The organism is Pediococcus claussenii ATCC BAA-344 (genome assembly GCF_000237995.1).
Classification (GTDB): domain Bacteria; phylum Bacillota; class Bacilli; order Lactobacillales; family Lactobacillaceae; genus Pediococcus; species Pediococcus claussenii.
In genome coordinates, this window is the sequence record NC_016605.1 from 1,803,777 (window position 1) to 1,829,111 (window position 25,335).

At 35.9% G+C, this 25,335-nt stretch carries 19 protein-coding genes and 1 riboswitch; of the genes, 3 read left to right on the forward strand and 16 right to left on the reverse strand.

What is annotated here, in order from left to right; genetic code table 11:
• Positions 1-57 precede the first annotated feature (57 nt).
• From addA to PECL_RS08845, 3 genes are read right to left on the reverse strand one after another with little or no spacing between them, the layout of a single operon-like run.
• Complete coding sequence (addA, locus tag PECL_RS08835) at positions 58-3,759, reverse strand: helicase-exonuclease AddAB subunit AddA (protein WP_014216254.1); 3,702 nt, start codon at positions 3,757-3,759, stop codon at positions 58-60.
• Positions 3,752-7,300, reverse strand: a complete 3,549-nt coding sequence (locus PECL_RS08840; protein ID WP_014216255.1) for a PD-(D/E)XK nuclease family protein — start codon at positions 7,298-7,300, stop codon at positions 3,752-3,754. Before PECL_RS08840 ends, addA begins: the two co-directional genes overlap by 8 nt.
• Positions 7,301-7,308: 8 nt before the next feature.
• Positions 7,309-7,842 carry an NAD(P)H-binding protein gene (locus tag PECL_RS08845; RefSeq protein ID WP_014216256.1) on the reverse strand — a complete coding sequence of 178 codons (534 nt, stop codon included), beginning with the start codon at positions 7,840-7,842 and terminating at the stop codon, positions 7,309-7,311.
• Positions 7,843-7,943: 101 nt separating this feature from the next.
• Positions 7,944-8,042, forward strand: a riboswitch (purine riboswitch).
• A gap of 70 nt (positions 8,043-8,112) precedes the next feature.
• On the opposite strand from PECL_RS08845, the gene PECL_RS08850 reads away from it, so the two are divergent.
• The 3 genes from PECL_RS08850 (at position 8,113) to PECL_RS08860 (ending at position 11,084) form a co-directional block, all read left to right on the forward strand.
• Positions 8,113-9,429, forward strand: a complete 1,317-nt coding sequence (locus PECL_RS08850; RefSeq protein ID WP_014216257.1) for a nucleobase:cation symporter-2 family protein — start codon at positions 8,113-8,115, stop codon at positions 9,427-9,429.
• A 99-nt stretch (positions 9,430-9,528) separates the two neighbouring features.
• Positions 9,529-10,098, forward strand: a complete 570-nt coding sequence (locus tag PECL_RS08855) for a DNA-3-methyladenine glycosylase I (RefSeq protein WP_014216258.1) — start codon at positions 9,529-9,531, stop codon at positions 10,096-10,098.
• An 11-nt stretch (positions 10,099-10,109) separates the two neighbouring features.
• A complete protein-coding gene (locus PECL_RS08860) occupies positions 10,110-11,084 on the forward strand; it encodes an SGNH/GDSL hydrolase family protein (RefSeq protein WP_014216259.1) in 975 nt (324 codons plus the stop codon).
• A gap of 86 nt (positions 11,085-11,170) precedes the next feature.
• Here the strand turns inward: PECL_RS08860 and PECL_RS08865 are convergent, their stop codons facing one another.
• The 13 genes from PECL_RS08865 to rnpA all read right to left on the reverse strand — a co-directional run bounded on the left by PECL_RS08865 (position 11,171) and on the right by rnpA (position 25,335).
• Positions 11,171-11,728: a GNAT family N-acetyltransferase gene (locus PECL_RS08865; RefSeq protein ID WP_014216260.1), complete on the reverse strand. Its 558-nt coding sequence runs from the start codon at positions 11,726-11,728 to the stop codon at positions 11,171-11,173.
• 91 nt (positions 11,729-11,819) lie between these two features.
• Entirely contained in the window at positions 11,820-13,199 is a 1,380-nt protein-coding gene (gene nhaC / locus PECL_RS08870; RefSeq protein ID WP_014216261.1) for a Na+/H+ antiporter NhaC, read from the reverse strand.
• 397 nt (positions 13,200-13,596) lie between these two features.
• The gene (gene cls / locus PECL_RS08875; protein WP_014216262.1) at positions 13,597-15,054 is read right to left on the reverse strand and encodes a cardiolipin synthase; all 1,458 of its coding nucleotides are present in this window, start codon (positions 15,052-15,054) and stop codon (positions 13,597-13,599) included.
• 335 nt (positions 15,055-15,389) lie between these two features.
• Positions 15,390-15,899, reverse strand: a complete 510-nt coding sequence (locus tag PECL_RS08880) for a hypothetical protein (protein ID WP_014216263.1) — start codon at positions 15,897-15,899, stop codon at positions 15,390-15,392.
• A gap of 3 nt (positions 15,900-15,902) precedes the next feature.
• Positions 15,903-16,298, reverse strand: a complete 396-nt coding sequence (locus PECL_RS08885) for an HIT family protein (protein ID WP_014216264.1) — start codon at positions 16,296-16,298, stop codon at positions 15,903-15,905.
• A gap of 11 nt (positions 16,299-16,309) precedes the next feature.
• Complete coding sequence (locus PECL_RS08890; RefSeq protein WP_014216265.1) at positions 16,310-17,626, reverse strand: C1 family peptidase; 1,317 nt, start codon at positions 17,624-17,626, stop codon at positions 16,310-16,312.
• 157 nt (positions 17,627-17,783) lie between these two features.
• Positions 17,784-18,371, reverse strand: coding sequence for a signal peptidase I (gene lepB, locus PECL_RS08895; protein WP_014216266.1), 588 nt, complete (start codon positions 18,369-18,371; stop codon positions 17,784-17,786).
• A gap of 176 nt (positions 18,372-18,547) precedes the next feature.
• Positions 18,548-19,507, reverse strand: coding sequence for a DMT family transporter (locus tag PECL_RS08900; RefSeq protein WP_014216267.1), 960 nt, complete (start codon positions 19,505-19,507; stop codon positions 18,548-18,550).
• Positions 19,508-19,562: 55 nt separating this feature from the next.
• The gene (locus PECL_RS08905) at positions 19,563-20,117 is read right to left on the reverse strand and encodes a TMEM175 family protein (RefSeq protein ID WP_014216268.1); all 555 of its coding nucleotides are present in this window, start codon (positions 20,115-20,117) and stop codon (positions 19,563-19,565) included.
• A 519-nt stretch (positions 20,118-20,636) separates the two neighbouring features.
• The gene (gene mnmG, locus PECL_RS08910; RefSeq protein WP_014216269.1) at positions 20,637-22,544 is read right to left on the reverse strand and encodes a tRNA uridine-5-carboxymethylaminomethyl(34) synthesis enzyme MnmG; all 1,908 of its coding nucleotides are present in this window, start codon (positions 22,542-22,544) and stop codon (positions 20,637-20,639) included.
• A 15-nt stretch (positions 22,545-22,559) separates the two neighbouring features.
• Entirely contained in the window at positions 22,560-23,954 is a 1,395-nt protein-coding gene (gene mnmE / locus PECL_RS08915; RefSeq protein ID WP_014216270.1) for a tRNA uridine-5-carboxymethylaminomethyl(34) synthesis GTPase MnmE, read from the reverse strand.
• Between the two features lie 186 nt (positions 23,955-24,140).
• Positions 24,141-24,974: a membrane protein insertase YidC gene (yidC, locus tag PECL_RS08920; protein WP_014216271.1), complete on the reverse strand. Its 834-nt coding sequence runs from the start codon at positions 24,972-24,974 to the stop codon at positions 24,141-24,143.
• 1 nt (position 24,975) lies between these two features.
• Positions 24,976-25,335 carry a ribonuclease P protein component gene (gene rnpA / locus PECL_RS08925; RefSeq protein ID WP_014216272.1) on the reverse strand — a complete coding sequence of 120 codons (360 nt, stop codon included), beginning with the start codon at positions 25,333-25,335 and terminating at the stop codon, positions 24,976-24,978.

Sequence of the window (25,335 nt, forward strand, 5' to 3'; positions counted from 1 at the left end):
GTGATTATTTAAAATCATAATTTATGGTTTTACTTTTAACCAACATCAATAATTCCATTAATTAACTGAAACAAGTTGACCTGTAGAAAGCAAATAAATATATTTCTCATTAACTTTCATTTTTAAAATATCCTGTAATGCAATTCCATACATATTGATTTGACCTCGATACTTATCAACAATTGAAGCAACCCCATGATCTGGACTCCCTGGTAAAATAAAATCAGTTTTATAGTCCAAAACAATCACTCGTCCCTCAATCACAATGTATGCATCAATAATTCCGTGAATTAATAACTTTTGATCACCTTTAACCTGACTAAAAATCCGTTTAGCTGGAATTAATAATGAAAATGGTTCTTCTCGATGTACCTGACTAGCATGCCCTAACATTAAACGACCTAACTCTGTGTCGAAAAAGTTCAAAATTGATTTAATTTTAATTTTTTGTGCGATTTCAGAACTTAAAATTCGATTTTCAACTAAATCTGCAATCAACTCTTCAATCGATTCTTGAGTGACAGGCCGGTTTAGGTCAATCTTCTGTAAAACTAAATGAGTTGCCGTTCCGATTTCACTTGCTACTGGCTGCTTCGTATCTTGCAAAAATTTAGGCTTGGCTAACTCTGTATTCAAATAACGATTAACCGATTTAAATTGCTGGTTTTCTTCAACTTCACTGAAGTTCATCAAAAGCTTATCAGGATCATCAAATTGTCTTTTAACTTCTGATACTGACTGGTAAGCAGCCGTTGTCGTTGCACCTTGATCATGATACTCAAAATCCAGAACATCGGAAATCCATTGTAAATCTTTACTTGATGCAACTTGTTTATTAACAACACTCTGTGCCTTTGGTTTGTTAACCACCACTGAACCTTCGTTCCCCAACTCTTCATCGCTAAAAATTTGCAAGGAAACATTTGCTTTTCGACTAACCCCTGGTGCTAAATTAACATCATATTTTTCAGCAACTTGTTCATCTCTTAAAATTGCGGGACCAATCCAATCCATAAACGATTTTGCAAGAGCACGTGTTTTTTCATCTAGAAGTTCATTTCTTCCACTTGCCACCGCTTTCCAATTTTCAATCATTTTTTCAGCATTATCAGTTGAACCAGTAATAATGAGTTTTTGTTGAGCACGTGTTAACGCCACGTACAAAACCCTCATTTCTTCAGCAAGCGATTCAGTTAATTTGCTTCTTTGGATGATCATTTTTTGGGGAGTATCAATTAATAGATGCCGAGTAAGATCCTTCAATGTAATTCCAATACCCAAACTCCGATCTAAAACTGTACCACTATTGACGTCTCGCAAATTAAACCTATGCGTTGCATCAATTAAAAACACTATAGGAAACTCCAACCCCTTGCTTCCATGTATCGTCATGACTGCAACAGCCTCATCATCAGTTTTTACCGGATTCTCAGATAAATCGTCATCCCTTTGACGCATCTTTTCAACAAATCTAACAAACTGGAACAATCCTTTAAAACTACTTTGTTCATAGTCACGAGCACGCTCATACAATGCATGTAAATTATTTTGTCTCTGAGGCCCATCTGGCATCCCACCGACATAATCCAAGTACCCCGTGTCATTGAAAATAGTCCACAGAAGATTTGAAACACTATCTGTTCGTGCCAACATTCGTAATTTTTCAAGTTCCGTAATAAACATTACAACTTTGTTTTTTAACTTCATTTTAAATTCATTATTAACTTCATTTTGAGGTTCATTGTAAAACTTCAAAACCGCCTCGTAGTAATTTCCATTCTTTTTCCCAATCCTAAGAAATGCCAATTCATTTTCATTTAATCCAACTATTGGTGATCGTAAAACGGCTGCAAGTGGAATATCTTGATACGGATTATCAATAACTTTCAAGAAGTCCATTACAATTGAAATTTCAGTTGTTTGAAAATAATCGTTCGCATCCCCGACATCAATTGGAATTCCATATTCTTTAAATATTTCTACTAGTTTCAAATTTAGATTACGATTAGACTCTAATAGCGCTATATCGCTATATCGGATGGATCTCATATCTTGAGAACCCTTATCGTACACTTGAGTATCATCTTGAATCATTTTCTGAATTTTTTCAGCAATCATTCGAATTTGGGAATCAGCTTTATCAACTACTTGTCCGCTATTAGTATTTTTTTCATAAATAAGTACCTCTGTTGAGTTTTTGAAATTTTCTGGATAATATGCTGCACCATACTTAAGCTGAGCATCTTCGTCATACTCAATTTGTCCAACCTTTTCGTCCATAATTTGGTTAAAGACAAAGTTTGTAAACATATCAATGTTTTGCATAGATCGAAAGTTTTCAGCTAAAATTATTCGTTGGTTAGGATTATCATCCTCTTTAAATTGATTATTCTTTTTCAGAAATAGTCCTGGTTCAGCCATCCGAAAAGCGTAAATTGACTGTTTTACATCCCCGACCATAAACATGTTTCCAGGCTCAGGTCGTGAAACGGTTGTTAAAATTGTCTCTTGGAGAGGATTAATGTCCTGATATTCATCAACAATAACTTCATTAAATTTATTTTGAAAACTTTCGCGGACCATCCGACTATTGTCATTATCACTAGTAAGAATTTGTAATGCAAAATGTTCAAAATCACTGAACTCAAGTACATGTCTTCTCTTTTTCTCTTCAGCAAATTTAGTCATAAAAATCTTTACCACGCTAACTAGCTCCGCTACGATTGATTGGCTGTCCTTCAAAACATCAATTAGTTCTTCTTCATTAAACTTTATAAATCCGCCCTTTAATTGATTAAATGAATCTCGATAACCATTCTTAAAATCACCAGTGCCACCCCTTAAGGGCTTCACTTCTTGATTGAACGTTTTAGTTATTTCATCTTTTTTTTGTGACAATCGACCACTAAAATCCACATTTTCCATTGCGGCCTTAAAAGAATTCCAATTCTGATTCATGTTACTGAGAACTGCTTCAACACTATCTTTTTCTGCTTGAATTACATTGCGACTCTTTTCTAGAATTGCTCCACCTTCGTTGGCTAAGTCTAATGCGTCTTGAATCTGGTTCAACATTAAATGAAGTTCATGTTCAAAAAAAGGAATAACTTTATTTTTAATAAAAGGCGAATTCATAACATCATTTTCAACCACTTCATAATTCTTACTAAGTTGATTTAACCATTCAATCGGGTCAGGATTAGCATCTGCAAAATTAATTAATTCCATTACTAAATCTTCCATACCTTGATCTGAACGATCATTCGAGAAATTTCTTGTGATTCTTGAAAAGGTTTCTTGCCTGGACTGATAAAAATTCTCACGTAAATCTTCCCAAACTGTTTCTTTTAATAATTCACTCTCCGTTTGATCTGACATAACCCTAAAAGCTGGGTCCAGATCAATTACGTAGTAGTACGTTTGAATAATGGACAAACAAAATGAATGTAAAGTACTAATGCTAGCGTTAGCCAGGTTATCCAGCTGTTGTAGCAGATGCTGTCTTTGCTCCATGTCGGTTGCAACGTTGATTTGATCTGTTATTGCCTTCCGAATTCGGTCCTTCATTTCTTTGGCAGCTGCATCGGTAAATGTAACCACTAATAACCGATCTACATCTTCGCCTTTTAATACTTTTTGAATAACTCTTTCAACTAGCACTGAGGTTTTCCCGGATCCAGCAGATGCAGACACCAAAATATTTCTTCCGTCATCTTCAATTGCGTGTTGCTGACTTTCAGTATACTGTCTTTTATTCATCTTCTTCATCCTTTAACTTATTCAAAACGTCTTTTTTATTCATATTGGGAATATCTCTATAGGAGTTTTCTGGTAACATTGCGTCAAATTGCATGATATCCTTGTACGGCGTGTATGACAGTGCAGTGTCTTTATCCCCCAAACGGACTGGGTTCAAGTTAACTTCACCAGAAAAAATACGTTTTCCAGCCTCAATTACCCGTTTTTCTGCATTTCTAATCAGCCGATCTATGTCTTCTTCGGACGTGATTGCCTCTGCATTTTTATTTGGTGCACCAGCCTTAGTTAACTTAATAGGAAATATTTCCGAACTTAAATGACCTTCATCAATTGATGGATCTATCTCTTCCAATAAATCTAAATCATCTAGAATAATCCCCTTAAGTCCGTACTCACTAAAGACCAACTGGTTAATTTTTTCTTCTTCAAGAGTTGTAACTTTTTTGTCCTTTGCGCGTAAAAGTGGGTTTTGGATATGCATATATAATGCATCGGAAATACCTACTTGCTGTCCTGGTAAAATTATTGAACTATTTCGCCGTACCACGTCCAAATATAATAACATTTGCATAGTCAGACCATAATATGCTTCTTTGAAACTAAATTTCGCCTTATTAGCGCTAGATTTATAGTCAACAATTCCTAAATAAGTCCCTTTATTAGCATCAATTCGATCAATCCGGTCTATTTTTCCTCTAACTTGGACACTTTGGGTGTCACTTATATTAAATACCAAAGGTGGTAACCCACTGCTACCCCCTTCAATTTGACCAAACATTTGCTCAGAAACGATCGGTCGCATTTTGGTTCTCATCATCTGTATCAAAACTGCTCGTGTCATTTCCTTAATAGTATTATCCAATTCATTTCTGAGATATTGTAAACGATTTGTCCTCGTAAAGGTACTAAATTGGTTGTCAGCTTCTAACTTTCGAATAACTATTTGTTGCATATTTTTAATTTCATTTGAAGTTAAATTTTCAAAATCAATCTTCTTATCGGTAATTTCCTTAATTAAAGTATCAAAGGCTGCGTGAAAATAAACACCCGTGTCTGCTGGTGTTAAATCTGCTGTTTCTCGCTCACGTAGTCTTAATCCAAATTCCAAAAAATATGCATATTCATTTTGAAAGAATTTTTCCAACTTAGAAACCGAGGCCAGTATTGTATTGCCGTACAGTCCTTGTACTATCTCAGGTCGTAACTGCGTTGGCGTGTTTTTATAGTTCAAACTTTCAAGTAGTTGATTTACTAAATCACCATACTGACTGTTATTTAATATTGAATAAATATACTGCCATTCTTCAAGGTTTTCATCCATACCGGAACGTTTCAAATCACGAGCATATTGTACTAGATGACTTAGGGTATTGCGTTTTGATCCCACGAATCGACTGATTTCACTTTCTCCAACACTTGGTCGACTTTCAACTTGTTCAATACTAATATTGAAATGCTCAGCAATCCTTTTTACATACGGGGAAAGTTCATGTAGCGTTCCAGCGTGATCAGAAGTGGCATATGAAAAGTGAAGTTCATCTGAGCCCATCAAAAAATTTAAATAGTTTAAAAAAGGTTGCTCTTTCATCTGCCTCTGTAAGCTAGTAGATAAATATTGATCATCTTCTAAATTTTTCTCGATCTCAGTTTGACCATCAACATCAAAAAATGAATTACTATCTGGTTGAGTGGGAAGCTTTTGGTCATCCGCTCCAATAATATAAACAAATTTTTTATCAGCCATCTGAACCATGCCACTTTCTGAAATCAAAACTTGATCTAAAGTAGATGGTACTTGTGAAAATTGTGCTGAAGAAAATCCAACTTCAATTAAACCAATAAAATCCTCTAGTTTAAATTCAGAATCCCCCAAAACATCAACAAATTCATCTAATAATTGCATTAACGTTTGCCATGTTTGACTCATCTCTGCGGCTGAACTTAGCTTTCCAGCTGCAGTTAGGTTTGCTATTTCTTTTTTAATTTTCGTATCAATTCTTTGTTGAATCAAAAAATCGTAAACCTTTGAAACTGCTTCACGTCCCGTAACGGCTTCATCTAAGCTTTTAAAAATTGGGACTAACGTTGACGCTACAAAATCCTTAATTAAATTGACTTGATCTTCTTTTACTTTATCAACTTCACTCAGTTCGCCGTCATTTCCAAAAGTTGGTGTTATTCTCCAACGCTTTTTAGAGATCCAATCTCTACCAAGCACCCCTTCTTTAATGACATAGTTCTCAGTTATATCAAGCGCATCAAAAAAATTTTCACTGTCAACATCATCAGGTATTAAATATCCGAGTTTTAGTAAACGCATAACATTTTCATACTGAAAGTAACTTGTTTTAACATCAAATAATGCTCGTAAAAATTCAACAAAAGAATGATCTTTCATCATAATCTGCAAATCACAAAAATATGGTGTTTTAAACTGCTCAAATAGCGGACGAATAACCATATCGTAATCGCTTAATTGACTAGTTAAAATTGCAAAGTCACTAAACCTTAACTTCGAGTTTTTAGCCATCTTTTGTCGTATTTCAGTTAATATGCTTTCAACTTCTGAGAAACGACTATTCATTTGTTTTATATCCACACCATTTAAGGCGTAGCTATTTGTTTCAAAACGTCCCCCTTTACCGGAAGATTCAAGCCAGTAATTTTCCAGAGATAATAAATCATCTTTAACCCTAACTTGGTGTAGCTTAACTTCAGATTTAAGTTCAATATGATTATCTTCAGCTTGCTTTTTTAGTTGTTGAGCTAACTTTTTTGTCTCATAAAAAAAATCGTTCACATCTATATCCGCAGTGAGAGAGTCCGTCACTAAATCAATCGTAATTGAGGCATTAGATTTAATCAACGTTTCAACTAAACGTAACTCCTCCGCACTAAAAGAAGAAAAGCCACTGAAAACAAATGCGTCTTCGGATAACTCTGAATCAGTCAGAATTTCGTTTAAATTACGTAAAATATCACTGTTATCAATAAACCGAGACTGAACTTCATTTTCAAATGCTGCGTAAATGATATTTAAATCGTGAGTCTTAGCTTTTAAGTCCATACTTATGTCAGATCTTTCACTGAATCTGCTGCTTAATTCTTCTAAATTATCAGGAGATATGTTTCCACGTTTAAACACAGTAAGCTGAGAGGCAATTTTGCTTACTAATCCAAACTGATTATCAATATCTTTAAATAAAGTCAACTCATCGATATGTTCCTTAATAATCTTATACAAAATCATACTAGTACTTGAAGTAGTTAAACGAGGATACTGATAAATATTTGAGTCTTTTAAATAAAACCATGCCAATCGTGAAATCGAAAGAACCTGAACTTGACTCTCTGCATTAAATTCGTTATTTACATCACTTATCTTTGATAATAATTGAATTTCAGATTGAAACTTAATATGGTTGGGAACTATATAATAGATATGTTTATATTTGTTCTCATTTTTTAGGTCTAATATTCTTTGTGCAACTCCTTGAAGATGATCAGCACTAGCTAATCCCGTTATGAATTTTAATGCCATGGGGCCTCCTAGTTAGATATACCAATTGAAGTATTATCGAATTTATTTTCAAAAATTGCTTGGTTAATCACTTCCAGCAACCCATTTCTACCGATCGTTTGTGTTTTCATTTTTGTCCCTTCTGAACTTAATTTAATTTCACTGTTGTTCCCATCCACAATTTTAACCGGCCTTAAGATGACGTATGGGATCTCTAACTCATCAATTAATTTATTAAAATACCTTGACTCTAATAATAGCTCTCCTCTTTCTTTTTCGCTTGTACCAATCCATTTTGGTGTGATTTCTTGATCAATTCCAGCTGTTGAAATAACTACAATTTTTTTAGTACTTATATCCCCAGACTGGATTGAATCTGCCAGACGATTTCCAAAATCATCCATTCCCGATTTCATAATGTCCGTTACAATTACGTCGTAAGAGCCATTAAACTCACTTAAATTAAATGTCGGATCTAATAATTTAGCAGTCGTCACCTTTTTCCCATCTCCAAAAATTTTATTTTCAATTTCTCTACTGTTCCCTAATTCTAAAATACGCATTTTATCTACCCTTTTCTTTTAATCATTATAAGACATCTACTTGTTTAACATCATTTTAAAAGTAAATTTGTTTTATTACTATAATTATGCTAAAATTTGCAACACATTCAAATATTTTCGCCTATATAATGTCAAAATGTGGTTGACGAGTATCTACCCAACGCCGTAAACGTTGGACTATAGGATTCTTTTAATCGACACTATAGTAGGCCTTTCGTTTTTGACGAGGGTCTTTTTTGCACATCTATATTTGGTGAACAGGAGGTAATTATGGAAAGTACTAACCGTTCTGATTCCCCAATCTCAGTTGAGCCTAAATTAACACATGGTAAGGCCGCCATTCTTGGTTTCCAGCATCTCCTCGCTATGTACTCAGGTGATGTGATTGTTCCATTACTAATTGGAGCATATTTACATTTTACAGCCATGCAAATGACCTATCTAGTTTCTGTCGATATATTCATGTGTGGTATTGCAACCTTGCTTCAAGTTAAAAGAACTCCACTAACAGGTGTCGGTTTGCCTGTCGTACTTGGTTGTGCTATTCAAGCCGTCCAGCACCTTCAACAAATTGGTGGTACTTTGGGAATTGCCTCTATGTACGGTGCTATTATCTCCTCTGGTATCTTTGTGCTTTTGATTAGTAGCCTTTTCGCTAAAATTCGTGGACTTTTTCCTCCTGTAGTTACTGGATCTATCATTGCCATTATTGGATTCACACTTGTACCTGTTGCATTTGAAAATATGGGTGGTGGCAACCTCGCCTCTAAAAATTTTGGAGATCCCAAAGCACTTATCGTTGCATTTTCAACAGTTGCTATCATTGTGGCCGTTAACGTGTGGGGACGTGGATTTATTCATTCTATTGCAATTTTAATCGGTATTCTTGCTGGAACAATCATCGCTAGTCTATTAGGTTTAGTGTCACTTACACCAGTCTCCGAAGCCAGCTGGTTCCGAATTCCACAACCTTTTTACTTCGGTGTTCCTACTTTTCATTGGTCCGCTATCCTAACAATGATCATGGTTACATTAACTACCATGATTGAATCAACTGGTGTCTTTTTTGCCCTTGGTGATTTAGTAGGCAAGAGCATCTCACAAGACGATTTAAAACGTGGTTACCGTTCTGAAGGTATTGCCGCTATTCTTGGTGGGATCTTTAACACATTCCCATATTCTACTTTCTCTGAAAATGTTGGTGTTTTACAATTATCAGGTGTAAAAAGCCGTAAGCCAATATACTATGCTGCAGGTTTCTTAATTTTTCTAGGTTTATTACCAAAAGTCGGTGCACTTGCAACGGTTATTCCCTCCAGTGTACTTGGTGGAGCCATGCTAGTTATGTTTGGTATTGTTGGCGTACAAGGTGTTCGTGTTCTTCAACAAGTTGATTTTAATCAGAACAAAAATATTCTAATTGCCACAATTTCAATTGGAATGGGGCTTGGATCAACGGTTTACCCTCAGCTATTCCATACGTTACCACAAGTTATTAGGATGTTATGTACTAACGGTATCGTTATCGCCAGTATTTCTGCTGTCATACTAAATTTCTTGTTCAATGGTTATAACCACGAACTATAAGTATCAATATGAATCCATATTTTAGCAGTTTTGTTATACTACAAAACTGCTTTTTTGATATGATTAGAATAACTTTAAATTGAACAAGGGGAAGTCATTATGTTAAGGCAAAATTTTATTTGCACATGGGCACAAAACACCAGTCCATTAATGCAGGAGTATCATGCTAAAGAATGGTGTCAAGTTAGTCATGCAGATCAGTATATTTTTGAAATGCTTTGTTTGGAAGGATACCAGGCTGGATTAAGTTGGAACACAATCATTGAAAAAAGGGCCGCTTTTCGGGAAGATTTTTATAACTACGATGTTGAACGAGTTTCTGCCATGACATCAGATGATATTGAAAAACTAATGGGTGATGAACGAATCATCCGTCATCGTGGTAAATTAATGGCCACTGTATCAAATTCCAAATCATTCATTGAAGTTCAGAATGAATTTGGTAGTTTTGATAAATATATTTGGTCTTTCGTGAATAATCGTCAAATCAATGATCATATTCGAATTCCCGAGGAGATTCATGCTAAAACACCACTTTCTGAAAAAATATCCAATGACCTCAAAAAACGTGGTTTCAAATTTGTTGGTCCAGTTATAGTATACTCATTCATGCAAGCTATTGGTCTCGTCAATGATCATGAAATTGACTGCATGTACAATCCTGGATAGGGGGTTCTTTTATGGATTCGCGCTACGTAGTAACCGCATCTAACTCTAATCTTATTAATGCCTATTTTATGGGACGCTGGGTCGAAAAAAGTATTGGCCAAAAATCGGCCATGTATACCACCAATCTCGGGGCCCAAATTATTTTTGAACTTCATTCCGCTTCTGCTTTTACAATTGAAGTTCAAAGAACTCTACCTAAAACCTTCATCCCCCAAACACTAAATGTATATATCGATGATCAATTAAAATCGATTCAACTATCTAAAAATACTTTCGATTTTAAAATTACACCTGAAGAAAAACATGTTGTTCGTATCTTTTTTGCCAGAAATACTGATAAAGATGAGGTTTGGCAGGCACAACAGGGCTTAGCTATTACAAAAATCAATAGTAATGGAGTGATGCAGCCTATTAAACCTTCTGGTAAAACAATCGCTTTTATTGGCGACTCTATTACGGCAGGTTGCTGGTTAAGAAGTTCAGCGCTACCTTCAATTGGTTATGGAGCTGACATTAACTATGCCTCCCTAACTGCACAACGTCTAAATGCTATCGATTATAGAATCGCGTATAGCGCAACAGGCATTATTCGTTTCGGAACGGGTGGTGTTCCAGCTGCACCAAGATTCTTAAACTTTATTGATATAAACACATCGGCGCCCACTATCAAACCCGACGTACTTATTATTAATCTGGGAACTAATGATTCAAAATTTGATCAAGACGTTTTTGAATTCTACCTATCCAATTTCATTTCGGAACTAAAAACCAAATTTGACTCTATCCCAATAGTAATAATGGTTCCTTTTAACCAAACCTTTGCAGACGTTTTTCGAACCTTACCTGTTAATGATAAACAAATAAAGGTCGTCGAAACTAAAAACTGGAACATAACCTCAACTGATGGAACACATCCTGATGCTCGAGGATCTGTTATAGCTGCTGATCATCTGATAAAGTTTTTAACAACAAATAACATCATATAAAGACATATAACAAAAAGTAGGAAATAAGAAGATGACTTAATATTAAACGATATCATCAAACATCTTATTTCCTACTTTTTAGTATTTTATTTTTCTTTCCTAAGCTGCTCATCCGTTACAGAAAACGAACCAACTCTGAACTTCAGCCCATCATGCTCATGGTTCATAACCTCTGAATCTGCAATCATTCCCATCTTTTTCATTGCACGACCTGAACGTGGATTTTTATCAAATTCATAATGTCCAACAATTCGTGTAAAACCGAAATGGTCAAACGCATAACCGATTAACTTCTTTCCAACTTCTGTCATAATTCCATATCCCCAAAAATCAGAGTCAAGTATATACGTAATAGTTGCCTCATCCTCAATTTCTTCAGCATTATGAAATTCAAAAAAACCGATCAGCCTACCACCATCCTTATTTTCGATACCAAATGCCATTGAGTTATCAATAAAATTTTGCTTAATAAACTCTTTTGTATCTTCAAGTGTTTTAGGGATACTATAGCGTAGATACCTCATCGCCTCAGAATTCTTCATAATTTGATTTAGATCAACTGTATCAGTCTCTTGTATTGGTCTTAGAATAGTTCTTTCCGTCATTATCTCAGTCATACCAATTATTTTTCTCCAGCTAGCCATCTGAGAAGCATCCTAATCTAATATCCAGCTGCTTCTGTTTTATTTAAACCACAAAGAGGATTGTAAAACTTAAATGAATGAAATTCAAAAACTATGATTCCGGCTTCACGTGTTTTATCCCCCAGCCAGTAAATCCACTGATAATTGAAAAAATGGGTGATAGTAAACTAAAGAAAACAAATGGCAAGAAATGCAAAGTTGGAACATGGAATGTATTAGCAGCAAAAACACCAGCTACACCCCATGGAACTAAGTAATTAATAACCGTTCCACCATCTTCCAAAGCCCTACTTAACGCTACGTTGGCCAGCCCAGCTTCAGCAAATGTTTTCTTAAATGCTTTCCCTGGTAAAATTACTGATAAAAATTGTTCCCCTATAAAAATGTTAACCCCAATTGCACTTAAAACTACAGCTGTAATTAGTTTACCGTCACTATTTAATCGTTTAGCCAAGGGCTCCATCACCGTATCAATTAATCCTAAATGTACCAAAAGGCCACCCAAAGACAGTGTTAGTACTATCAAGGACACGGTCCCCATCATACTTGCAATCCCACCACGGCTCAACAGTAAATCAACATTTTGATTACCTGTTTTTGACACAAATCCAGTTTCGATAACACCAGCAATCTGCTTAATAGAAGTACTAGGATGCTCTATAAATATCATAACTACTGAAACACCAATATTAAAAAATAAAGTTGGAATAGCTGGAATTCTGCGCCACGCACAGACAAACATTAATAAGATTGGAATGATCGCCCAAAATGATACATTAAATTGATGTTCAAGTATATCCACGGTTTGGTTTATTTTTCCTAAATTAGCAGTTACCGCCTCGTTGTGACCAAAGAAACCAAATAGGATAAGAGAGACAACAAACGCCGGAATTGTTGACCACATTAAATTCTTTATATGATCAAACAAATCCGCGTCAACTACTGCAGATGCAAGGTTTGTTGATTCTGAGAGTGGTGAACACTTGTCTCCAAATATTGCTCCAGAAATAATTGCACCAGCTACAAGAGCAGGATTAATATTCATTGTCATTCCCATTCCAAAAAACGCGATACCAACTGTTGACATAACTGTGAATGCGGATCCAACGGAGGTCCCAACAAGTGCACACACAATAAATACCGATGGAACAAACCACTGTACACTAATTAATTTAAAGCCAACTACCATTAAAGAAGGAATGATACCTGCTGCAATCCAAGTACTAATTAATGCACCAACTAGAATAAATATAAAAATTGGAATAATTCCAGTTTCAATTCCATCCTTAATTCCTTTATTGATATCTTCCCACTGAAACCCACGCATTCGTGCCCAAATAGTAATAATCCCCATCACTAACATAACTGGTGTTTGAGGAGAAATTCCAAAGTGAATAACTCCTAAACCCATCACGATTAACATTACAATCAATACAATACTTGCTTCTAATAAACTTACTTTTTTACGCATACTTCCCACCTCAAATTAAGTTAATTTTTTGCTCTAGCTAACTTAATTTGATATCGTGCTTTTCCGCCGTTTGACGTTTTCATAGTCTCCAACTTCTTTCCATAAAAAAATCCCTGCTGTATATAAAATACAACAGGGACGACATTTAGACCGTGGTACCACCCAGCTTAGGACTATCCAAATAACGCAAAAATCCTCACTCACTAGATGGTAACGGCTCTAGTTATTATCCGTTCATTAGAAACTATTCCACGGTATTTCACTAAATTATCCTGATCGGTTCGCAGCAACCACCGACTTCCTGACTCCCAAATAATTTGCTACTTAGTGTGAAAGTTAAAATGCTTTAATTAATTGTTCATAACAATATCATGCAAAAAATAATTAGTCAACTAAATTATAAAATGGGTGATAATAATCTCGAAAAAATTTGTTTGAATTTCAGCCAACTTGATTGCTTTTCAAACATTTCAGCTGTTTGTAAAGTAGACTCTAAAATGTCACGTCGGTAAATTTTTTCCAATCGATGAGCAATATTGGCATCATACATAAATGAATTAACTTCAAAGTTAAGTTTGAAGCTTCGGAAATCCATATTAGCTGAACCGACTGAAGATATTTTACCATCAACTACCATGGTTTTAGCATGGAGAAATCCGTTGTTGTAGTAATATACTTTAATACCCCATTTAGCACATTGCCATGCATAATATTGAGTAGCACGATAAACAAATGCATGATCTGGCATATGGGGTACCATTATTCGCACATCCACTCCGGATGCTGCGGCAATTCTTAAAGCATCCAAAACACTATCATCAGGGATAAGATATGGGCTTTGAATCCAAATTGATCTCTTAGCAGCATTAATCATTTTTAAATATCCCATTTTAATCTTTTGGACATCTGAATCTGGACCACTGCTTACTACCTGCAGACTAGTATTACCTTTACCTTCAATGAAAGGAAAATACTTTGAACCTGGTTCAAATATTTCATCAATTTGATCAACTTTACTTGTTGCATTCCAATCTAAAACAAACCGCGATTGTAACCCATAAACTCCAGGGCCTTTAATTCTAATATGTGTGTCCCGCCAATTTCCAAATTTTTTCTTTCTTCCTAGGTACTGATCACCAACATTAAATCCACCAACATAACCGACCTTACCATCAATCACCACGATTTTCCGGTGATCTCTGAAGTTCAAGCGAAAGTCAGTTAAGGCGGATCTAGTTCCCAAGAAAGGGTATGCTTGTCCACCTAATTCAATTAAACGATTGAAAAAACTTCGCCTAGTCCCCAAGGACCCCCACGAATCCCAGATAACTTTAACTTCAATGCCTTCTGATGCCTTCTGTTCAAGTAACTTAATCAGCTCATTTCCGATTGAATCATTATAAATTGTGTAAAATTCAATATGAACATGGTGTTTAGCCCGTTTTATTGATTCAAACATATTTGTAAATAATTCATTACCATCAGTAATAATTTCAACTTCATTTCTTCGAGTCAAAAAAGCATGATCCGCATTACCAAAAAAGCGAACCATTCCCTCCGCACCTTCAGCAATGATATCCGAAGAAGTTCGTTCATCATATAATTCCTTAGATTGCTGAGCAATGATTTGATTTAATTCAAGCCTTGTCTTTTGTTTCAGGGGGAATAGTTTATTTTCAGGTAACTTTCTTCCCACAAAAGCATAAGCAATAAAACCCACAATTGGCAAAAAATATAATACTAGAAGCCATGCCCACGTTGCAGCAATATCTCTTCGTTGCCTAAAAACAGTGATAGACGCTCCAATGATATTAATAATTAATATCATTTCAAAAATAAACTTAACCCAATTCATCGCTCTCTCCTCCGTATATCAACTATCATACTTTAAGAATGATAATTTGACACTACCAACATAAGAACAATTATAAAATATGCCGGCTATTTGTGCTTTTTGTTTGTTTCTAATGTTTTTTTGTTGGAATGTAACAATTTGGCAAAGTTATCTTCACAAATTATTCACATTTTATTCATATCATAATCATATAAATAACTTTTTCATTTACTCCCCCCATAAGGTGAATGAGGTCATATGACCAGTTACTTATTACTTGTAGTCATCGTTTGCGATGGCTTTTTTTTTGTAAATAAAAGGCCAAAACCGATAACTGGTCTTGGCTCCAATTAATTTTATACTTTCTCTAATAAAAAACCGTACCCTAACACTGTAGCCTCTTTGCTAGTTGAAAATCTATCAAAATCATAGCGTTCAAAACTTTCTTCCTTGTTCCACTGATAATTGTCAAGTTGCTCACACTGCTTAATAGCATTCCAACTCATCATTAGAGGGATATCACCGTATAATTCACCATTTTGAGGATTGCCACTAATTTCAGCATAACCAACTTTATCCGCTACAAATGATACTTCTTCGAAACCATAAGGTGCAATTGCTCCTGGAATAAAAAATTGGCCAATCCAGTATTCAAAAACATCTGACTTTAAAATAATCAATCCAATGGCTGCATCATCTGCAAGCTCATTATCTTCTTCAATTAATTCAAACCAATTGTTTCGATTCCATTCCTCCCAAATTGGTGCAAAACTTCCAAACTCATTTCGATCACTGTGATCATACTTTTTACCAATGAAAGTTACTTTGTTAAAGTCTTTTAACGTCGTTCTTTGAACTTCTACCATAAATTAATCCATTCCCTTAAATTGTGGTCGTTCGTGCGGTACCATGAATTGACCTGGAACCGGCTTTCTTTTTACATCTGAATCCCAATATCTCGGTATCAAATGAACATGACAATGAAAGACACTCTGTCCCGCTGCGGCTCCAGAATTAACAGCAATGTTATAACCATCGGGATGATACTTTTCGTCTAAAACCACTTTTGTCTCTTCAACTAAATCAAAAACAGCTTTACGTTCCTCTTTTGATAATTCCCAAATTTGCTTAATATGATTTTTAGGCGTTATTAAAGTGTGCCCTTCACTAACCGGAAATAGATCTGGAAATGCACAAGCTAAATTGTTTTCCGCGACATAATCTTCTTCTGTCTTTTGACAAAAAACACAGTTCGGATCTTTCATAATGTCTTCTCCTAACGTAATGGATCCCATGCCGACAAGGGCTCTGGCACCCCATCATTTACCTTCAATTGTTCTTCAGTTAAATATTGGCGATGAACAACTACCTCATAGACAAAGTCTTCAAACCAGTTATCACCCATTGCAAAATAACCATCCTTGCCGTTTTTGTCACCCCAACTATTTTCTACTTTCCATTTAGTAGGTCGATCATCAATCAAATCAACCCCAGTTAATGTCATAGCGTGCGAAACTTCCGCTTCACCAAACTTAAAACGTTCCGCTTTGCTCATACTTAAATCAACTCCGAAAAGCTCATCTTTTTTGAAAAGTTCACTATCTAAAATTCCTTCGGTACGACTCATTTGCTTCAGCACATCATTACCAAACCAAACTGTTTCTCCATCTTTGAGTTGTTGAATAGCTGCCTTTTTTAAATATTCCATGTCAACATTTAAAAATGTAATTGGTTTCCCTCCAATCACGTTGTCTTGTGAAGGTAAACTGTACAATTTGTTATAGGGTTTATCGGGAGAATTAGTGAGAACAACATAATCATCTAAATCAGTTCCAATATATTTTTGATAGAATTCCTGCGGAGTTAATCCACGATCAACATGATATTCTTTATCATCATCTCGGTATTCTAAATCAAACTTAACAGGTGGTTCCCCAACCGCTATAGAAGTCATTCGGTATACTTCCTTCAATAATTCATCCCGCTTATTTTGAAGTTCATCATCAGTTGCACCATCATTTTTTAATTCACGTAACTGAATTGCATCTCTTCTAAGCTTTAAATTCAAAGCATCTGCAAATCCTGTAGTATCTTTAGTATTGAAAGTTTCTGGCATCACCGAAATTGGTACAACACCATATTTTTGAACTAAAGCTGCTGCCATTGCCCATTGACCGCCATCTTCTCCGGGCATACTTAAGTATAATTGAAGTTCACGTTCTAATGGATTTTGATTTGCGAGTTTAATTATTCGATCATAAAAGATGTTGGCACGTTCAATCTTGTCCCAAAAATAAATATACGATTGCGAAAGTTCAAAATCTTTCACGTTATACTTCTTAGCAAAAGTGTGTCGCAAAGTGTTTAATAGCGAAAACATCCAGCACCTGCCACTATGAAGCTGGTTTGTTACCTTCCCCGTTTCAACTTCAACTGAAAAAGTACGATTTAACTTTGATAATACTTCATTATTCTCACTAACTGCATTAACACCATTCTTTGTAACTGCACGTCTTAATACGTCCACTTCTTTATGGTTCTCTAAATCAAGTTGTAACGCGTTGATCAAATCACTATCAATTTCTAATCCCATGGCGTTTCCTCCTCACAATAATGAATTAAGTTAATTTTAAGTCATGTTTAATAGATAGTAAATAAATTTCAGTTCTACTTGGAATAGAAAAATACGAGAAATAAGTAAAATAATTCCACTTATATCTCGCATTTTTTCACGCTATTCTGATCTCTTACTAGTTATCCTGTGCTAAGTCATTAACATTATTTTTGGCCTTATTATTATCCCAAAATGGCACCTTAACCACTCCCATAATCTTATCTTTATGGACAAATCCCCAGTAACGGCTGTCATTGGAAACACTACGATGATCACCTAATACAAAGTATGAATTAGCAGGTACCTTCTGTGGATCATTACCCCAATTATACTTCTTAGCAATTGATTCTAGGGTCCAATTACCAGTCCCCTTTGTTCGTTGTTCCTCGTTAATAAAGCTCTGAGGAACCTTTTTATCATTTACATATAAGTTGCCATCATGATATTTAATTGTATCTCCTGGCAAACCGATCACCCGTTTTACATAGTCAACTGGCTGAGTTGCAGCTGGATACTCGCCATGAGCATCAAATACGATAACACTCATTCGCTTGATTGTTGCAGGCTTCCACACAACAACCCTCTCGTTATTCTCCAAATTAGGTTGCATAGAGGTTCCATCAACTCTAACAATTTGAAAAAGGTATGATCTAACTAATAACGCTATTAATAGTCCTACCACAATCGGGATAACCCAGCTTAATATATTTCTTACAGTTTTCATTATCTTTCCCTCATTTATGTATTTGCACTAACAGATATTCTATCCTAAACCGTTTCGAATGTCCTTAAAAGCTAGAAAATGAAATAAAATTTTCATAATATTTAAACATTACCAATATATCGAACTAATCTGATTAAAGAAATACCCGAACCAATCAAGTTTCACGTGGAACAATTCTATATTTTAGTATCTTTTTGTGGACTCCATTCATGTGCCTGAACCACTCTATTAAGAACATTGTTCATAATAATTGCAAATACTGTAATAATGGCTCCTGCGAGCTCTACACCTGACAAATGATATCCTTGTGCAACCTCGACAATTAGCGTTACGATTGGCGCCAGATTCATGAAAAGAGAACCATTTTGTGGTGTCAACAATGTGTTACCGATGTTCCACATTAAAACACCTAAAACTCCAGCAATTAAACTCATGTACCCAAGCTGAAATTTAATATCTACAATTGTTTGCAGTGTAGGTACCTTAACCATGCCTACCCCTGTCATAATTATAATTACGATGATTGATGCTATATTTCCAAATAGGCAGCTAATCGTTGTATATTTTAAGGGAGACCACATAGCAAATTGTGACTCTCCAATCGTGTAAAATACCCAGGCTAAAACACTAATAATCATTAAAAGCATAGGAAGGAGCATATGCGAGTCTTGTCTAATAACCTGTAAACTTCCTTTTGTTATAACTAGTAGCACTCCTACCAATGAAATCACCGCAAGTATAAGGGTGTAGCTACGTGGACGTTCTTTGGTAATTACCCATAGAACCAGTACTGATATCATTGGAACCAAAGTCATCAACAGTGAGGCTAAAATTGTTCCACTTGTTCCAGCCATTTGTTGTCCGGCAAACACGAAAAAATTAAATACACAAAACGCCAAAGTTCCCATGAAAAAAATAGGTAATAGCTGTTTTTTCTCAACCTTAAAACCTTTTTTACCCTCTGAAATCAATAAAATCATCGCTAAAATAACTGCAACAATTCCATACCGTAAGAGCGTAAAATAATATGGATCAATTAACTTCAATGCACTACCTGCAACTGGCCACTGTGCCCCAAACGCAACACCAGCAATAGTGCATGCTATAACTCCTTTTACAATTTTATTCTTCACCATTACTCTTCTTTCCATATACACTTAATTTATAATTTAACACAATCTACCTTACATCTTAAAAATGAATTTTTCTAAAATCTCTAAATGACATTCCTAATCCAATTAATATTGCATTCCCTAAGATTCCTATGATTGGGATAAATAACGTGGATAGTAACAAAATAGTTAATGTTGAAAATAAAATTACTCGGTAAGTTACTGTTCCTAATTCAATATTTGAATTATGCTTCGAAACCAAAAGCTCTAATAAGTTGAACGTAATAGACCAAAGTAAAAATAAAAACGTTTCAAAGAATTCCGGTTGCCAATGATTAGGATACCTTGCTGCCCATGAGGCCGCAAACGGAATTAATGACATGCTTAACAACCAAATACTGTTTGCCCAATAAATTGATGTAGTTATTACCTTTACTTTTTGAAATAAATTATGATGATTTAGCCAAACCTCCATAATAATAACGAACGTTAAAATATAAACTGCGATACTTTGCCATTTCGCGAACAAAGACAAAAAAGTATACGAGTTTGGTCGAGGCAACTCCAATACTAGAATGGTAACGATGATCGCGATAATTGCATCCGTGTATGCTTCTAAACGACCTTTATTCATCCTGTATGCCTCTTACTTTTCAAGTTTTGTCTCGGTAAATTCATATTTTACTTCGTTTCAATCATTATTTAATATGTTGTCACTATCGGCTGCACTCAATATAATCAAAGTGCTAGCTTTCTAAAAGTAATCCACTTTAGAATTAACATTGTAGAAGACAGGTTAACAGTGAGAAAAATAAATTCTCTACAGAAGAACTTGCAAATCAATTGTACATTTCTCGTCAAGCCGTTTCAAAATAGTCTGCAATACCTGACTTAGATAAGCTGGTTCAGTTAACTCGAATATTTGATGTTAGTACGGATGAACTGATATTTGCTCGACACTTACCATAAAGTTTAGTACCTACACTACTGGCATCATGAATGTTTAGGACTTTCTGGCGCGTTACTGATGAGCAGTTATCGCTTTACCCGTCGTTTTTGGTGATTTAGTACCCCAAATAGTGTTGGAGCTTAAGTAAAAAGAGACTGCTACAAAGCAATATTTGTAGCAGTCTCTTAATTTTTTCATGTTTATCTAAACTTTAGCAATTCTTCCCTGTTGAATATAAACTGACAATATTGCAATATCAGCCGGTGTGACACCACTAATTCTTGAGGCTTGCGCAATTGTTTCTGGTCTAATTTTTTCGAGTTTCTGACGTCCCTCTGTTGCAAGGCCGTTAATTGCTTCAAAATCAATTCGATCAGGAATCACCTTGGCTTCCATTTTCTTCAAACGGTCAACCCGGTCTTGGGCCTTTTTAATATACCCAGCATATTTAACTTCAATTTCAACTTGCTCAACAACCCGTCGGTCCAATGGCTTTTCGGGAGACTCAATGAACTTCAACAGATCTTCGTATGATACTTCTGGTCTGCGCAAAAATTCAGCAGCCAACACGCCATCTTTTAACCCAGATGATCCTTTGTCTTCCAAAAACTCCTGAACTTGACTGGGTTTAATTCTAATCGATTCCAAGCGCTGAAGTTCAGCTTCAATGTCAGCCTTCTTATTTAAAAATGCCTGATAATCATCGTTGCTTACCAATCCCAAATCATGTCCCATCTCAGTTAGGCGTAAATCTGCGTTATCATGACGCAAAATCAAACGGTATTCTGCACGACTTGTCAACAAACGATATGGCTCCTTTGTACCCTTAGTAACTAAATCATCAATCATAACTCCGATATATGCATCACTTCGTTTTAAAGTAAATGGTTCTAAACCTAATGCACGACGACCAGCATTTATACCAGCAATTAATCCTTGCCCGGCTGCTTCCTCATATCCAGAAGTACCATTAGTTTGACCAGCAGTATATAAATTTTTAATTAACTTAGTTTCTAAAGTTGGTTTCAATTGATATGGGGCAACAACATCATATTCAATTGCATAACCTGGACGCATCATTTCGACATTTTCTAATCCTTTAATTGAGTGCAAAATTTGTTGTTGTACTTCCTCTGGCATAGAAGTTGATAGTCCTTGAACATACCATTCCTCTGTCTTTCGACCTTCTGGTTCAAGGAACAGCTGATGGCGATCTTTGTCAGCGAAGCGAACAATTTTATCTTCAATTGAAGGGCAATAACGTGGTCCTACGCCTTCGATCATTCCAGAAAACATTGGAGCACGATCTAAATTTTCACGAATAATTTCGTGCGTTTTTTTATTTGTATATGTTAACCAGCATGACAACTGATTCTTAACATCAATATATTGATCGTCTGGGGTTGAAAAGCTGAAATGATTTGGCTTTTCGTCACCTGGTTGCTCTTCAGTTTCTGAGTAATTAATTGTACCTCCATCAACCCGAGGAGGTGTACCTGTCTTAAAACGTTCAAGATCAAAATTATATTTTTCAGTTAAGTTCTTCGTTAGCTCAAGAGCGGACTGCGAATTATTGGGACCAGATGAATATTGAAGTTCACCAATAATAATCTTTCCTCTCGCAGCTGTTCCCAATGTTAATACCACACTCTTAGCTTGGTACCGCGCTCCTGTATTTGTGATGACACCTTTACAAATACCATCTTCAACGATTAAATCATCAACAACACCCTGTCGCAAAGTTAAATTAGGTTCTTCTTCAATTGTCTTTTTCATCTCGTCGTGATAAGCATGCTTATCAGCCTGCGCACGTAACGCTCTAACTGCTGGGCCTTTTCCCGTATTTAACATACGCATCTGAACATAAGTCTTATCAATATTACGTCCCATTTCTCCACCAAGAGCATCAATCTCGCGGACTACTATTCCCTTAGCTGGTCCCCCGATTGACGGGTTACATGGCATAAATGCGACCATATCAAGATTAATCGTCATTAAAAGAGTCTTGTTACCCATTCTCGCAGCTGCTAAAGCCGCTTCGGAACCAGCATGTCCTGCACCGACAACGATTACATCATAACTTTTACCCTCATATTGCTTAATCTCTGTCATAATTTTCTCCAACCTTTATTTTCCTAAACAAAACTGACTAAATAATTGATCTAACAGTTCATCTTGATAGCTATCACCGGTAATTTCTCCTAATAGATCCCACGCTCTGGTCATATCAATCTGTAGTAAGTCGACTGGCATTCCCATTTCAATTCCTGATAAAACAGAATTTAGAGCTTCTTCTGACTGTTTCAATAGTCCTATATGACGCGCATTAGTGACCATGATATTATTTCCAGAATTCTCAATGCTACCTGCAAAAAACAGCTTAGCAATTCGTTCCTCTAGATCCTTTGTCCCCAATGGATTAACCGCCGACGAATGTACAATCTCAGTCGAATCAACATAACTTTGAAGTTCATTTTGATCAATTTTTGAAGTTAAATCCGATTTATTTAAAACAACAATTCTTTTCATTCCCGATGTTTGCTTTAGTAATTTTCGATCTTCGTCACGTAATTCTACGCTACTGTCAAGAACCAAAATCACCAAATCGGCGACTTCTAATGCTTTTTGACTTCGTTCAACACCAATTTTTTCAACTTTATCATTTGTTTCGTGAATCCCCGCTGTATCAACTAATTTAAGAGGGACGCCTTGAACATTCACATATTCCTCTATTACATCACGGGTCGTTCCAGCAACATCAGTTACAATAGCCTTATCTTCATGTAGTAGAAGGTTTAAAATACTAGATTTTCCAACATTAGGATGTCCAACAATGGCTGTAGCTAAGCCGTCACGCAAAACCTTACCCTGTTTAGCCGTTTTAAGTAATTGCTGAACTTCACTTTTAACTTCAACAGCTTTTTCTTTTAACAATTTAGTTGTCATGGTTTCGACATCATCATATTCTGGATAATCAATATTAACCTCAACTTGAGCTAACACGTCTAGAATATCTTGCCTTAAATTGGCAATTAAATGCGATAAATTCCCATCTAATTGATTTAATGCAACTTTCATCGACTGGTCAGTTTTAGCACGAATTAAATCCATAACAGCCTCGGCCTGGGACAAGTCAATTCTGCCGTTTAGAAAAGCTCTCTCTGTAAATTCGCCTGGTTTTGCTAGTCTAACTCCAAGTCCCAATATCAACTGTAAAATTCGGTTTGTGGCAACAATACCGCCATGACAGTTAATTTCAATTATGTTTTCCTTGGTATACGTTCTAGGAGCTCTCATAACGGACACCATTACCTCATCAACCTCTTCGTCAGAATCAGGATCATAAACGTGACCATAATTAATAGTGTTTCCGGCAACCTTTCGTAGATCCTTCCCACGATATAATTTTGAGGCGGCGTCAATTGCCTTTGAACCGCTTATTCGGATAATTGAAATTCCACCCTCCCCAGGAGGAGTGGAGATCGCTGCAATAGTATCAAATTCCGTTGCAACATTTTGCATAACAGTACTTCCTTTCAATTCAATAAAAAAAGCGCCACTCCACCCAAAAAATAATTCGGGTGGACAAAGCACTTTCACTACTTTATCTATATTCGTTTATTTACCACAACATACTAAAAGGTTCTTCAATAAAAGTCAACGATTTATTCTTGACAGTATTTATATTGAACTTAATTGAAGGTAAAGCTACTTTCTCTTACTCTTGGTAGCCTTACGCTTTGCTTTTTCAATTGCTTTTTTTCGATCACGTTCAGCTTGTATCTTAGCCTCTCGTTCTCGATTAATCTTAAAGGGATTTTGAATTACTAATGTTTGACCCACTTGGAATAAGTTTGTTGTAACCCAATATAGGGAAACGGCTGATGGCACGTTCAGCGCCGTAATGAAAATGATAACCGGCATACCAAACGTCATTGCCGTTGTCATACCGTTATTAGTGGGTTGTGACTTCATTGAAAGCCAGGTACTAATTAACGTAAATAACGCTGCCAAAATCGGAAGAACAAAGAATGGATCTTTGTCACCAAGATGCAACCATAAAAATGAGCCAGCCTTCAGTACCTGTGTTCGGCTAACTGCCGCATACAACGCGTACAGCACTGGTAACTGAATAACTAATGGTAAGCATCCAGCAACCGGGTTTACACCTGCTTCAGCATATAGCTTTTGTTGTTCTTCACGTAACTTTTGCTGTGTTTCGGTATCCTTTGATGAATACTTCTTTTGAAGTGCCTGCACCTTAGGCTGCAATTCAGCAGTTTTCATTGACGTTCTAGTCTGATATATCATCAATGGTAAAATGATGATCCGAATAATAATAGTAAAGACGATAATTCCCCAACCATAATTATTATCAAACAATTTTGACAAGTAAATAATGAACCGGGAGAAATTATAAACAACCATCCCATCCCAAAATCCCTTACTGTGACTCGTAATTGGTGACGTACCACACGCCGTTAAGATTAGGGCCAATCCGGCCAAACTAACCAAAGTAATGTTTCTCTTTAAATGTTTCACACTATTTGTCCTCGCTTCGATTATCATTCAACAAGCCTGCCAACCGCAATACATGACCTAACTGTTGCTTGATTTCAGTCATTGGTAACCCTGAAACTTGGGGTCTTGCAATCACTAAGAAATCAACATCTGACCTTAAATCTGGTTTGTATTCCAAAAGACTCTGTCGAATGCGTCGTTTTACGTAATTACGCATAACAGCATTTCCGACTTTTTTCCCAACTGAAATTCCAACTCGAAAATGTGGTTGCTTTGGCTTATCCATGAAGTAAACAACAAACTTTCGATTTGCAAATGAGTTATGAGTTTCAAAAACCTTTTGGAACTCTAATTCTTTTTTTATTCGATAAGACTTTCGCAT